This is a genomic window from Methylobacterium sp. FW306-05-D, assembly GCF_058782155.1.
In genome coordinates, this window is record NZ_JBYSXL010000100.1 from 1 (window position 1) to 12,670 (window position 12,670).

At 72.3% G+C, this 12,670-nt stretch carries 13 protein-coding genes and 1 pseudogene; 8 read left to right on the forward strand and 6 right to left on the reverse strand.

Annotated features, from left to right (window positions below):
- Positions 1–233 precede the first annotated feature (233 nt).
- From AC3WLN_RS21755 to AC3WLN_RS21765, 3 genes are all read left to right on the forward strand, one after another.
- Positions 234–701: a hypothetical protein gene (locus AC3WLN_RS21755; protein WP_492484765.1), complete on the forward strand. Its 468-nt coding sequence runs from the start codon at positions 234–236 to the stop codon at positions 699–701.
- The gene (locus AC3WLN_RS21760) at positions 698–1,378 is read left to right on the forward strand and encodes a ribonuclease T2 family protein (protein WP_492484767.1); all 681 of its coding nucleotides are present in this window, start codon (positions 698–700) and stop codon (positions 1,376–1,378) included. The genes AC3WLN_RS21755 and AC3WLN_RS21760 overlap by 4 nt, the downstream gene beginning before the upstream one ends.
- A 64-nt stretch (positions 1,379–1,442) precedes the next feature.
- Positions 1,443–2,288 (forward strand): 23S rRNA (adenine(2030)-N(6))-methyltransferase RlmJ, encoded by an 846-nt coding sequence (locus AC3WLN_RS21765; RefSeq protein ID WP_492484769.1) that lies wholly within the window; start codon positions 1,443–1,445, stop codon positions 2,286–2,288.
- 29 nt (positions 2,289–2,317) lie between these two features.
- On the opposite strand, the gene AC3WLN_RS21770 is transcribed toward AC3WLN_RS21765, so the two are convergent.
- A complete protein-coding gene (locus AC3WLN_RS21770; protein WP_492484771.1) occupies positions 2,318–3,751 on the reverse strand; it encodes an FAD-linked oxidase C-terminal domain-containing protein in 1,434 nt (477 codons plus the stop codon).
- A gap of 299 nt (positions 3,752–4,050) precedes the next feature.
- Here AC3WLN_RS21770 and AC3WLN_RS21775 point away from each other — a divergent pair, with 299 nt between their 5' ends.
- Positions 4,051–4,413, forward strand: a complete 363-nt coding sequence (locus AC3WLN_RS21775) for a c-type cytochrome (protein WP_243912885.1) — start codon at positions 4,051–4,053, stop codon at positions 4,411–4,413.
- 173 nt (positions 4,414–4,586) lie between these two features.
- Here the strand turns inward: AC3WLN_RS21775 and AC3WLN_RS21780 are convergent, their stop codons facing one another.
- Complete coding sequence (locus AC3WLN_RS21780) at positions 4,587–5,129, reverse strand: MarR family winged helix-turn-helix transcriptional regulator (RefSeq protein WP_492484773.1); 543 nt, start codon at positions 5,127–5,129, stop codon at positions 4,587–4,589.
- A gap of 192 nt (positions 5,130–5,321) precedes the next feature.
- Between AC3WLN_RS21780 and AC3WLN_RS21785 the strand changes: the two genes are divergently transcribed.
- A complete protein-coding gene (locus tag AC3WLN_RS21785) occupies positions 5,322–5,744 on the forward strand; it encodes an organic hydroperoxide resistance protein (protein ID WP_056187450.1) in 423 nt (140 codons plus the stop codon).
- Between the two features lie 103 nt (positions 5,745–5,847).
- On the opposite strand, the gene hisS is transcribed toward AC3WLN_RS21785, so the two are convergent.
- The 4 genes from hisS to secB all read right to left on the reverse strand — a co-directional run bounded on the left by hisS (position 5,848) and on the right by secB (position 9,991).
- Positions 5,848–7,356, reverse strand: coding sequence for a histidine--tRNA ligase (gene hisS, locus AC3WLN_RS21790; RefSeq protein WP_492484776.1), 1,509 nt, complete (start codon positions 7,354–7,356; stop codon positions 5,848–5,850).
- Positions 7,357–7,438: 82 nt separating this feature from the next.
- Positions 7,439–7,930, reverse strand: coding sequence for a DUF3429 domain-containing protein (locus AC3WLN_RS21795; protein WP_492484778.1), 492 nt, complete (start codon positions 7,928–7,930; stop codon positions 7,439–7,441).
- A gap of 79 nt (positions 7,931–8,009) precedes the next feature.
- Positions 8,010–9,335 (reverse strand): MFS transporter, encoded by a 1,326-nt coding sequence (locus tag AC3WLN_RS21800; protein WP_492484780.1) that lies wholly within the window; start codon positions 9,333–9,335, stop codon positions 8,010–8,012.
- A 146-nt stretch (positions 9,336–9,481) separates the two neighbouring features.
- On the reverse strand, positions 9,482–9,991 hold the full coding sequence (secB, locus tag AC3WLN_RS21805; protein ID WP_463772179.1) for a protein-export chaperone SecB: 510 nt from the start codon (positions 9,989–9,991) through the stop codon (positions 9,482–9,484).
- Between the two features lie 480 nt (positions 9,992–10,471).
- On the opposite strand from secB, the gene AC3WLN_RS21810 reads away from it, so the two are divergent.
- The 3 genes and pseudogenes from AC3WLN_RS21810 to AC3WLN_RS21820 form a co-directional block, all read left to right on the forward strand.
- On the forward strand, positions 10,472–11,203 hold the full coding sequence (locus AC3WLN_RS21810) for a Tim44/TimA family putative adaptor protein (RefSeq protein ID WP_492484782.1): 732 nt from the start codon (positions 10,472–10,474) through the stop codon (positions 11,201–11,203).
- 22 nt (positions 11,204–11,225) lie between these two features.
- Positions 11,226–12,398 (forward strand): murein transglycosylase A, encoded by a 1,173-nt coding sequence (gene mltA, locus AC3WLN_RS21815; RefSeq protein ID WP_492484784.1) that lies wholly within the window; start codon positions 11,226–11,228, stop codon positions 12,396–12,398.
- A pseudogene (locus tag AC3WLN_RS21820) lies at positions 12,395–12,670 on the forward strand (Smr/MutS family protein); the annotation flags it as partial. The gene mltA and the pseudogene AC3WLN_RS21820, both read left to right, overlap by 4 nt.

Here is a 12,670-nt window from a genome sequence, read left to right on the forward strand (position 1 = left end):
GGTCGCGACCGCCCTCCCCCCGGAGGATTTCGCCGCCGAGCCGCTCTCGCTGGCCGCGCCGGGCCTCGCCGAACCGATCTACTGAGGCCTCGCCCGAACCCGTCCGGACTGTGCCCGGCGCAACCCAGGGCGCCCGGAAAGCGACGCGGCGCCCGGCCCCGTGCTTGACAGGGCGATGCGAGGCGCCATCGTTCCGGGACGTTCACGGACTCCAGCGGAACAAAGACGCCGGCATGCGCCCGAATCCCCTCTCCACCGCCTTCGCCCTCGGCCTCGTCCTGGCGGGCGCCCTCCAGCCGGCGCTCGCCCGCTCCGGCCGCGAGGAGATCACCCCCGCCGAGGAGCGCGAGTTCAACTACGACGCCGACATCCCCGGCTGCCAGGCCCCCGAGGTGCTGGAGCGGCTCTCGACGCACTTCGCCGAGAAGGAGGCGAAGTTCTGGAACTCCTCCCTCACGATCCTGCGCTACGAGCACATCGAGCGCACGGCCTGGCGCCCCTGGGGCCTCGACTACGTGCCGCGCCGCTTCTGCAGCGCCGTGGCCACCACCTCGGACGGCGTCCGCCGCAAGGTGGACTACTCGGTGCGCGACGGGCTCGGGATCATCGGCGCCGACTGGGGCATCGAGTTCTGCGTCCACGGCCTCGATCGCAACCTCGCCTACGCCTATTCCTCGGCCTGCCGCGAAGCCCGTCCGTGAGTCACGCCTCTCGGCGCTCTCGACGCCTCGCCGGTGCGGGTCTCGCCCTCGCGCTGACGGCGCCGGGGGCGCTGGCTCAAGGCTTCGAGCGCGGCGGCACGCCGGGCGCGTTCGACTTCTACGTCCTGGCCCTGTCCTGGTCGCCGACCTACTGCGAGGGGCCCGGCGCCCGGCGCGAGGCGGAGGGCCAGTGCCGGCCGGGGCGCGGCCTCGGCTTCGTCGTGCACGGGCTCTGGCCGCAATACAGCCGCGGCTACCCCTCGAACTGCTCGTCCGTCGCGCGCGCGCCGACCCGGCAGGCGATCGCGGTGGCGGGCGAGGTCTATCCGAGCGAGGGGCTGGCCCGGCACGAGTGGCGCACCCACGGCACCTGCTCGGGCCTCGACCCGGTCTCGTATTTCCAGGCGGCGCGCGACGCCCGGGCGGCGGTGACCATCCCGGACGCCTTCAAGGCCCCCGAGCGCGACATCCGGATGGCGCCCATCGAGGTCGCCCGGCAGTTCGTGGCGGCCAACCGGGGCCTGCGCCCCGACATGATGTCGGTGACCTGCCGGGGCGGCCAGCTCCAGGAGGTGCGGATCTGCTTTGCCAAGGACCTGCGCGGCTTCACCCCCTGCCCCGAGGTGGCGCGCCAGCATTGCCGCGCCGGCGAGGTGGCCATCGACGCCGCGCGGTAGAGGATGCCGCGCTCCGCCCCCGGGCCCGCCCGCCGGGGCCCGCGGTGAGACAGGTCCGGACGTCATGAATTACCGCCACGCCTTCCACGCCGGAAATTTCGCCGACGTCCTGAAGCACCTCGTGCTCAGCCGCGTGCTGGCCCATCTCTGCCTGAAGCCCACGGGGTTCCGGGCGATCGACACCCATGCGGGCCTCGGCTTCTACGACCTGACCGCCGACGAGGCCGGGCGCACGGGCGAGTGGCACGAAGGCTGGGGCCGCCTCGCGACGCCGTTCCCGGAGGCGGTCGAGACCCTGCTCGCCCCCTACCGGGCGGCGGTGGCGGCGGTGCAGGACCGGCACGGGGCCGACACCTATCCGGGCTCGCCCGCGCTCATCCGCGAATTCCTGCGCCCCAGCGACCAGGGCGTGTTCGTGGAGCTGCACCCGGCCGACGCCGAGACCCTGCGGGCGCGCTTCAACCAGGATTCCCTCTCGAAGGTGATGCATCTCGACGGCTGGACGGCGCTCAACGCGCTGATCCCGCCCCCCGAGCGCCGCGGCCTTGTGCTGATCGACCCGCCCTACGAGGAGCTCGGCGAGATCGACCGCCTCGGGGCGGCCTTGGCCAGGGCGGTGCGCAAGTGGCCGACCGGCATCTATCTCGGCTGGTACCCGATCAAGGACGTCGCCAAGGTCGACCACATGGTGGCCCAGCTCGACCGGGAGCTCGCCCGCCCGGCCCTGCGCCTCGACCTGATGGTCTCCGAGCCCGACCCGACCCGGCTCAACGGCAGCGGCCTCGTGATCGTCAACCCGCCCTGGCGCCTCGGCGAGGAGGCGATGCTGTTCCTGCCGGCGCTGGCCGAGCGCCTGGCCCGCACCGATTACGGCGCCTTCCGCTGCGAGGCCTTCGGCGCCGAGGCCTGAGGGACCGAGACACCCGGAGACTCGGGCGATCAGGCGACCAGGCGCCCCTCCAGCGGGAACACCTTGGCGGGGTTCATCAGCCAGTGCGGGTCGAAGACGTTCTTCACCCGCATCTGCTGCTCGAGATCGGCCTGGGCGTACTGGAAGCGCATGAGTTCGCGCTTCTCGATGCCGACGCCGTGCTCGCCCGTGAGGCAGCCGCCGACCTCGACGCAGAGCTTGAGGATCTCGTCCCCGGCGGCTTCCGCCTTCTCCATCTCGCCCGGCGTGTTGATGTCGAACAGGATCAGCGGGTGGAGGTTGCCGTCGCCGGCATGGAACACGTTGGCGACGCGCAGGCCCTTCGCGGCGCAGATCGCCCCGATGCGCTCCAGCACCCCGGGGAGCTGGCCGGTGGGGATGGTGCCGTCCATGCAGATGTAGTCCGAGATCCGGCCGGTGGCGCCGAAGGCGGACTTGCGGCCCTTCCAGATCGCGGCGCTCTCGGCTTCCGATTTCGAGACCCGGAGGCTCGTCGGGTTGAAGTCGCTGGCGATGGCCTCGATCCGGGCGAGCATCGCCGTGCATTCGGCGTCCGAGCCCTCGACCTCGATGATCAGCATGGCCTCGGCGTCGCGCGGGTAGCCGGCTTGCGCGAAATCCTCGGTGATGAGGATCGCCTCGCGGTCCATGTACTCGATCGCCACCGGGATGATGCCGGCGCCGATGATGGCGGCCGTGCAGGCGCCCGCATCCTCCACCGAGCCGAAGCCGACCAGCGCCGGGCGCGCGCCCTCCGCGCTGCGCAGGATGCGTACGGTGGCCTCGGTGACGATGCCGAGCTGCCCCTCGGAGCCGCAGACGAGACCGAGGAGGTCGTAGCCGGCCGCGTCGAGGTGCTCGCCGCCGATCTCCACCACGGTGCCGTCGTTCATCACCAGGGTGACGCCGAGCAGGTTGTTGGTGGTCACCCCGTACTTGAGGCAGTGCGCGCCGCCGGAATTCATCGCGATGTTGCCCGCGATGGTGCAGGCGAGCTGGCTGGACGGGTCGGGGGCGTAGAAGAAGCCCTCGTGGCTGACCGCGCCCGAGATGGCGAGGTTGGTGATGCCGGCCTCGACCCGCGCGGTGCGGTTCTCGTAATCGACGGCCAGGATGCGGTTCATCTTGGAAATGCCGAGGATCACCGCGTCCTCCTGCGCGATGGCGCCGCCGGCCAGCGAGGTGCCGGCGCCCCGCGGCACCACCCGGACGCCGTTGGCGTGGCAGAACGCCATCACGGCCGAGACCTCGGCGGTGGTCGAGGGCAGGACGACGGCCAGGGGCATCTTGCGGTAGGCGGTGAGCCCGTCGGTCTCGAAGGCGCGGCGCTCGTCCTCGGTGGTCACCAGCGCCTCCGGCGCGACCAGCGGCGCGAGGCCGGCGATGATCGCCTCGCGGCGGGCGACGATGGCGGCATCGGGCACGGGAAAGGCGATCGACATGGGCATGTCCTCCGGGGCGCGCCGTCTTCATCATCCGCTCAGCCGGGATCGCCTATGAGGAGGCGACAGCGCGAGACGGAGGGACGGCGCTTTGCGAGGGAGAGTAGGACAAACACCGGCGCGGCGCATCCGGTTCGTGGCCTCGTCGGTCGGGGCGGAACCGAACGCCGCCGGAGAAGCTTCCTTTGGCCGCAGCGCATCGCAGTCCGCCTTGCGCGTTCCTGTCTCGATCTGTTCTAAACGGGTAAGCTCTGCCATAAGCCCAAGCGGCTGAAGCCGCTTCAAGGAGGAAACACACGATGCGTCATATCATGTTCGGCGCCGCCCTGGCCCTGCTGCTGCCTCTGTCGGCTCATGCCGAGGGCGACGCCGCCGCCGGCGAGAAGGCGTTCGCCCCCTGCAAGGCCTGCCACAACTTCGAGAAGAACGGCGTCGGCCCGACCCTGAAGGGCGTCGTCGGCGCGAAGGCCGGCGAGGGCGCGGACGGCTATGCCTTCTCGGCGGCCATGAAGAGCTCCGGCATCACCTGGGACGAGGCCAACCTGCACGAGTGGCTGACCGACCCGAAGAAGAAGATCCCGGGCACGAAGATGGTCTTCCCCGGCGTCAAGGACCCGAAGAAGGTCGACGACATCATCGCCTACCTCAAGACCAAGTCCTGAACCAAGTCCTGATCCTCGAGACGTCTTGATCCCGAAGCACGGGTTTCAGACTCGCTCCGGCCTGCCCCTTCAGGGCCGGCCGGGCACGCTCGCGAAAGCACGGTCCGGAAGCCGCTCCCGCCCTGGCGGGAGCGGCTTTTTCCATGCCCCGCCTCGATCAGGGCTCGCCCTTGTCAGGACCCGCGCCGTGCGGTGGTTTCGGGGCCGGCGGCGACCGGGCGGTCGTCGGCCTCGCCGAGGCCCGCATGCAATGCGCCGCGCAGGTTCATCAGGATGTCGAGGAGGGCCCGGCGCCCGTCGAGATCGAGGCCGGTCAGGCCGCCCACCTCGTCCGGCACGCATTGCATCCGACCCTTCAAAGCCCGGCTCTTCTCGGTGAGGAAGATGCTGACCTGACGCTCGTCGGCCCGGTCCCGGGCGCGCCGGACGTGGCCGGCCGCCTCCAGGCGCTTCAGCAGGGGCGTCAGGGTCCCGGAATCGAGGAACAGGCGCTGGCCGATCTCCTTGACCGTCAGGCCCTCCTCTTCCCACAGCACCAGCAGGACCAGATACTGGGGGTAGGTCAGGTCATGCCCGGCGAGCAGCGCCCGGTAGGCGCGCCCGAAGGCATGGGCCGTGGCGTAGACGGCGAAGCAGAGCTGGCTGTCGAGGCTCAGGGCGTCGGCGCCCGGATCGATGGCCGGCTCGGTGCGGGGGCGGGTGGTCCGTCCCGACATGGTGCGGTGTCCTTCCTCAGGGGTGGCCGTACGGAACCGGCGACCTGTCACGACCTTATGCAAAACTCGTATTGCGCACAATCAAGTTCCGTGCGAGATGAAAACTAGGTTGCGCGCAATCGAGATCGTCCCGGCCCGGCCGGGGCGCAGCGCCCGAACCGACGCATCCGTTCACCACGAGGAGAGACCGACATGAAGGCACTCTACACCGCACACGCCCATGCCACCGGCGGCCGCGAGGGCTCCGCCGCGACCGACGACTCCAAGGTGGACGTCAAGCTCTCGACCCCGAAGGAGCTGGGCGGCGGCGGCGGCGCCGGCACCAATCCGGAGCAGCTCTTCGCGGCCGGTTACGCCGCCTGCTTCCTCGGCGCGATCAAGTTCGTGGCCGGCAAGGACAAGATCCAGGTCTCGGAGGAGTCCAAGATCGAGTCGAGCGTCGGCATCGGCCCGCGCGACGACGGCACGGGCTTCGGCCTCGTGGTCGCCCTCAAGGCGACCCTGCCGGGCCTCGACCGGGCCGTGGCCGAGGATCTCGTGAAGCGCGCCGACGTGGTGTGCCCCTACTCCCACGCCACCCGCGGCAACATCCAGGTCGACATCTCGGTCGCCTGAGGCCTCACGGCCGTGGAGCCCGCCTCCACGGCCCCGGGTCGCGCCTGGGATCTCGGAAGTCCTGGGATCTCGGAAGTCCTGGGATCTCGGAAGTCCTGGGACGTCAGAAGTGGCGTCCCAGGACCTCGCGCACCCGCTCGACCATCTCGGCCACCGGCACCGAGAACTGGGCCGGGCGCGCGGCCTTCCACTCGGCGTTGCTGGTGATGGCGGCCGCCGCCTTGGCGCCCTCGATCAGGTCCTTGATCTGGACCTCGCCGGCCTCGCGCTCGTTCGAGCCCTGGATGATGGCGCAGGGGCTGCCGCGCCGGTCGGCGTATTTCATCTGCGCCTTCATGCCCGAGCCGCCGAGATAGAGTTCGGCCCGGATGCCGGCCTCGCGCAGGGCCGAGACCAGGCGCTGGTAATCCGCGATGTTGTCCCGGTCGAGCACCAGCACCACCACGGGGCCGGGCTTGGCGATGCCCTCCAGGAGCGGGCTCTTCACGAGCTGCAGCGCCGAGAACAGGCGCGAGACGCCGATGGAGAAGCCGGTGGCCGGCACCGGCTCGGCCCGGAAGCGCCCGACGAGGCCGTCGTAGCGCCCGCCGCCCGAGACCGAGCCGAAGCGCACCACCTGGCCCTCGTCGTTGGTCACCGGGAAGGTCAGCTCCGCCTCGTAGACCGGGCCGGTGTAGTATTCGAGCCCGCGCACCACCGAGGGGTCGATGCGGATGCGATCCTCGTAGCCGGCGGCGGCGAAGAGAGCCGCCATGTCGGCCAGTTCCCGCACGCCCTCGAGGCCGACGGCGCTGCCCGCCAGCGACGCCTCGAAATTCGCCAGCGTGGTGGCGGTGTCGGCCGGCGCCGCGCCCGCTCCGGTCCAGCCGGTGAAGGCCAGGACCCGGCCGATCGCCTCCTCCGCCAGCCCCGCGCCCTTGGTGAAGTCGCCGCTCTCGTCCCTGCGGCCGGCGCCCAGCAATTCGCGCACGCCCCCATCGCCGAGGCGGTCGAGCTTGTCGATGGCGCGCAGCACGGTCAGGCGCTGGCCGGCGCTGTCGGGACCGCCGAGCCCGATCGATTCCATCAGGCCGTCGAGGACCTTCCGGTTGTTGACCTTGACCACGTACTGGCCGGTCAGCCCGAGCTTCTCCAGGGTGTCGGCCATCAGCAGGCAGATCTCGGCATCGGCCGCCACCGAGCCGGCGCCCACGATGTCGGCGTCGAACTGCATGAACTGGCGGAAGCGCCCCGGCCCCGGCTTCTCGTTGCGGAAGACGTAGCCCGCGCGAAAGCTCCGGTAGGGCTTGGGGATCGCGTCGAAATGCTCGGCCACGTGCCGGGCCAGCGGCGCGGTCAGGTCGTAGCGCAGCGAGAGCCAGGATTCGTCGTCGTCCTGGAACGAGAACACGCCCTCGTTGGGCCGGTCGAGATCGGGCAGGAACTTGCCCAAGGCCTCGGTGTACTCGACGAAGGGCGTCTCCAGGGCCTCGAAGCCGTAGAGCTCGAAGCTCCGGCGGATCGTCTCCAGCATGCGGTGCTGGGCGGCGATCTCGTCCGCGCGCCGGTCGACGAAACCGCGCGGCAGGCGCGGCTTCAGGATGTCGGCCTTCGTTGAATCGGCCTTGGCCATGGTGATCTTCGCGTCCGTCGGGGCTGTTCGGGGTCCCGGGGGCTCTATCGCGGGTGGCCTGGGGCGGCAAGCGGTCCGGGCATCAGAGCGCCAGGGCGAGCAGCGCCGCGAGGCTCAGGATGGCGATGGGGATCTGCACCGGGCGCAGGCGGGCGAAGAACAGCGGCGCCTCCCCGCGCCGGGCCGCGATCGGATCGAGCACGGCGATCGCGCCGAAGCCGAGGAGGAGCAGGACCAGGGCCGGCACGGCCTCGTCGAGGGTCGTGAGCACCAGGGCGGCGAAGCCGAGGCTGAACAGCCCGGTCATGGTGGCGATCTGGGTGACGGTGGCCCCGCCCTCGGTGCGGAAGCTGACGCCCCGGCGCACCCCCGACAGGAACAGCAGGATGGCGCAGCCCCACAGGATGGTCAGCGCGGCGGCGGCCTGTCCGAGGGGGTCGCCGTTCCAGCCCCAGGCGGCCAGCGCGCCGACGGCGAAGGGCAGCATCGGGCCGTAGCCGAACACCACGCTGAGCCAGGGCACGGCGCGCGGCTCGGTGACCCGCAGGGTCCGTCCGTCGGGTCGATCGTCCATCGTCGGGGGCTCCGGTGGCTGAGGCACCCTCGCCAAACCGAGGCGGGCGCGGGCCGTTCCGCCCGGCGGCAATACGTCCTCAAGCCGTCTCGGGCTCGGTCCTGGAGGCGTTGTTGGAGGCGTCGCTGGACGCGTCCTTCGGCGCGGGCCGCTTCCGCCGGGTCCCCGGCCCGGGCTCGCCCGGGTCCCGGGCGGGCGCCTCCGCCGCGCGCTTGCGCCCGCCGCGGCCCTCGCTGGTGGTGTCGAGCCAGAGCACCAGGGCCAGGGCGAGGAGGGCCGGGGCGCCCAGCGCCAGGAAGGCCCCGGTCCAGCCGAGCATCGCTTGGGCGAGGCCGCCGTACCAGGCCGAGAGCGCGCCGCCGATGCCCTGGATGGCGTTGAGGGAGCCCAGGGCCGTCTGGGTGCGGCCGGAGCCCCAGGTCAGGTCGGCCACCACCACCGGCACCGCGACGCCGATGATGCCCGAGGCGACGCCGTCGAGGATCTCGGCCGAGATCAGCCAGAGGGGATCGTCGATGAAGGCCGAGAGCGCGGCGCGGACGGGGAGCACCGCGCAGGCGGCGAGGAGGAGCTGGCGCCGGCCGCGCCGGTCGGCGAGCGACCCGGCGAACAGCGCCACGGGGATCATCACCAGCTGCGCCACCATGACGTAGCGGGCCGTCCAGCTCGTGGCGTCGACGGCGGTGGCCACCAGCTTCTGGCCCAGCAGCGAGAGCATGCCGCCATTGCCGAGGTTGAACAGGGCCAGCGCCACGGCGAGCACGAGGAGCTTGCGGTTGGCCACGATGCTGCGCAGGCCGGCGCGCTCCGGCTGGTCGTCGGCATCCTCCTGCCAGCCCACCGCCCGGCGCTCGCTGTAGCAGTGGCCCGGCGTGGTGAGCGTGGCGACGATGGCCAGGACCGCCATGCCGCCGAGCACCCAGAAGGCGATGGCCGGGCCGAACCAGCCGGTGCCGAGGCCGATGCCGCCGGCCGCGAGCAGGATGCCGAGATGGTTGAAGGCCTGGTTGCGGCCCTGCTGCTTCGGGAAGCGGTCCTTGCCGACGATGCCGAGGGTGAGGGCGGTGACCGCGGGCAGCAGCAGCGTGCCGCCCGCCGCCGCCATCATTTGGGCGGCGAAGACCGGGATCACGCCCCGGGCCGGAAGCAGCAGCAAGGTGCCGCACAGGATCGCCCCGCAGGCGACCGCGATCAGCAGCCGGGGCCGGCCGAGCCGGTCGACCAGGGCGCCGAAGGGGCCGCTGAGGAGGAGGGAGCCGATGCCCACCAGGGTGGTGACGAAGCCCACCCGCGAGGGGCTCCAGGAGGCGGATTCGGCGAGCCAGGTGCCGAGGAAGGGGCCGAGCCCGCCCTGGATGTCGCCCGTGAAGACGTTGATCAGGGCGAGGTGGTGCGTGGCGAGCATGCGATCCAGGAACTGATGCGACCCGGCGGCACGAGGGGCCGCGGCCGGACCGGCTGCGCGTCACGGCCGGGTCCGGTCTACGTAAGGGCCGAGGCCGGTCTTCTGATCCCCGGACATCCCGCCCGGGGCGGCCGGGCCGGGTGCGCTCAGGAGGCGAGCGGTCCGGTCTCGCCCTGGGCCTGGGCTTCCATGGCCTTCTGGCGGTAGAGGCCGACGAAGTCGATCGGGTCGATGTAGAGGGGCGGGAAGCCGCCGTTGCGCACGGCCTCGGCGACGATCTGGCGCGCGAAGGGGAAGAGCAGGCGCGGGCACTCGATCATCACGGCCGGGTGGAGCTGGTCCTGCGGGATGTTGCGCATGCGGAAGATGCCCGCATAGGTCAGCTCGAAGGCGAACAGCACCTCGTTGGCGATCTTGGCATCGCCCTCCAGGGTCAGGTCGACCTCGAAATCGAACTCGGCAATCTGCTTGGCGTTGACGTTGACCTGGATGTTGATCTGCGGTCCGCTCTCCTGCGGCTGCAGCGAGCGCGGCGCATTCGGATTCTCGAAGGAGAGATCCTTGGTGTACTGCGCGAGCGCGTTGATCGTCGGCGTCGCGTCGTCGGTCTGCGCCGTGGCGCCACCGTTGCCGTTCGGTGCCGGAGTGTCGGCCATGGCGTTCTGTCCTCTTCCTGAATCGTCGGGGCGCGGTGGAGCCCGGGTCGTGTGCCCTCGGGTCCGGGAGGCGAACCCGTGACGGGCGCCGGTCCCGGTCGCCCGGAGCCGGGCGGACCGGCCTGCACACCGACACGCCGCCACCGCCCGGCCGGCGCGATAGCGCGCTATCATGCTCGTCCGCACGGGACAAGGCGAGGCGGCGCGCGGGCGGGTCAAGGCGGCGCAGCCGCACGCCCTCGCCTGGAATCGGCATCCGCGATATCCATATCATCGCACGACCCCGGAGGTTCGGTCCCGGCCGAGACTCCGCGCGCGGGACGCCGGCCCGCGCCTTGCGCAGGGGCCGTCAACTGCGCGACATGGCTGCGCGACTGGGCCGGGACTCTCTCGGCCAGGCCTGTCAGCCGAGGAATCGGGCCGGGTTTCCAGAGCCCCGTGAAGTAACGTATTCGTGCCACGGCCACGATCGGATCAGTGATGCAGGACTCCTTCGACTTGACGACCCTGATCTTCCTCGCGCTGGCGGTCTTCGTCATCTGGCGCCTGCGCTCGGTGCTGGGTCAGAAGACCGGCACGGAGCGCTCGCCCTTCAAGCCGGTGGACCGCAGCCGCACCGAGCCGCCGGCCGCGCGGGGGGACGGCGACAACGTCGTGCGCCTGCCGGGCGCCGACCGGGTCCCGCCCCAGGCCGAGCGCGGCCAGACCGCGGTGAAGACGGACGTGCGCGACTGGCGCGGCATCGCCGAGCCCGGCTCGGCCATCGCCCACGGCCTCGAGGCCGTCGTCCAGGTCGAGCCCGCCTTCGATCCGCGCGCCTTCGTGGAGGGCGCCCGCAGCGCCTACGAGGCCATCGTGATCGCCTTCGCCAAGGGGGACCGCAAGACCCTGCGCGGCCTGCTCTCCCGCGAGGTCTGCGAGGGCTTCGAGCGCGAGATCGATGCCCGCGAGGCCCGCCGCGAGACCGTGGAGACCACCTTCGTCTCCCTCGACAAGGCCGAGATCGTCTCCGTCGACGTGAAGAACCGCGTCGCGCAGATCACCGTACGCTTCCTCTCCCACCTCATCACCGCCACCCGCAACGCGCAGGGCCAGGTCACGGACGGCAGCGCCGAGGCGGTGGTGGAGGTCCCCGACGTCTGGACCTTCGCCCGCACCCTCGGCACCCGCGACCCGAACTGGCAGCTCGTCGCCACGGAAGCCGGCGCCTGAGCCCGACGCCGCACAGGATCGCGTGACCCGGTTCTCCCGTCCCGCGGCGGTCCTCCTCGCCGCCCTCAGCCTCCCCTCCCCCGCGGCCGAGCCGTTTCGCGTGGGCGGGGCCGTGCTGGAGCCCGTCGCGACCGCCTCCCTGCCGGGCTTTCCCGGCCCGGACGCCGCCGGGGCGCTGGCGGCCTTCCGCCGGACCTGCCGGACCCCGCCGGCGACGCCCCAGCCCGCCACCGTCACGGGCGCGCCCGAGGCCCTGCGGGCCGCCTGCGCCCGGGCCGAGACCGTGCCCGAGGCCGAGGCGGCGCGCTTCTTCGCGGAGGCCTTCGAGGCCTACCGGATCGTCAGGCCCGCGGCCGGCGGCGACCCGGAGCGGCGCACCGGCTTCCTCACCGGCTATTTCGAACCGGAACTCGTCGGCGCACCCGCCCCGGGCCCGGATTTCACCGCCCCGGTGCTCGCCCGGCCCGACGACCTCGTCAGCCTGGAGCCCGGCGAGACGCGGCCCGGCCTCGACCCGTCCTTGCGCGCCGCGCGCCGGGTCGGCGACGGCTTCGCGGCCTATCCCGACCGGGCCGCGATCGAGGACGGCGCCCTGGGCGCCCGCGCCCGCCCCCTGCTCTACCTGCGCGACGCCGTCGACCTGTTCGTGCTCCAGGTCCAGGGCTCGGGCCGGGTCCGCCTGACCGATGGGCGCTCGGTCCGGGTGCTCTACGACGGCCGCAACGGCCGGCCCTACACCTCCATCGGCAAGCTCATCGTGGCGGAGGGGCACCTGCCCCTCGACGGCCTCACCCTGGCGCGCTGGACCGGCTGGCTGCGGGCGAACCCGCAGCACGCCGCCCGGCTGATGCGGGCCAACGCCTCCTACATCTTCTTCCGCCTCGCCGAGATCGACGACCCGAGCCTGGGGCCGCCGGGCGGGGCCGGCGTGCCGCTCAGCCCGGGCCGCAACCTCGCGGTGGACGCCACCCTCTGGCGCTACGGCCTGCCGTTCTGGCTCGAGGGGCGGATCGCCGGGGCCTCCGAGCCGGGGCGTCTCGTCGTCGCCGCCGATACCGGCTCGGCCATCGTCGGGCCGGCGCGGGGCGACCTCTATCTCGGCACCGGCGCGGAGGCGGGCGTCGCCGCCGGAAACCTGCGCGACGCGGTCGGCTTCGTGGTCCTGCTCCCGAAATCCGGGGCGCCCGCCCCATGAAGACGCCCCGGCGCCCGCGCGGCCTCTCCGGCGAGGACGCCTATCTCTGGGGCGAGATCGCCCGGCTGATCACGCCCCTGCGCGGCCGCCTGGCCGGGCGGGGCGCGGCGGGCAAGCCGTCCGAAGCCACGCCCGCCCCGGCGGCGGCGGGTTCCGAGCCCGTCTCCTCCAAGCCTGCCTCCTCCAAGCCCGTCTCCTCCAAACCTGTCGCGGCAAAGCCCGCGCCACCCAAGCCGATGCCCCGGACGCTGGCCAAGCGCGCGGCGCTGAAG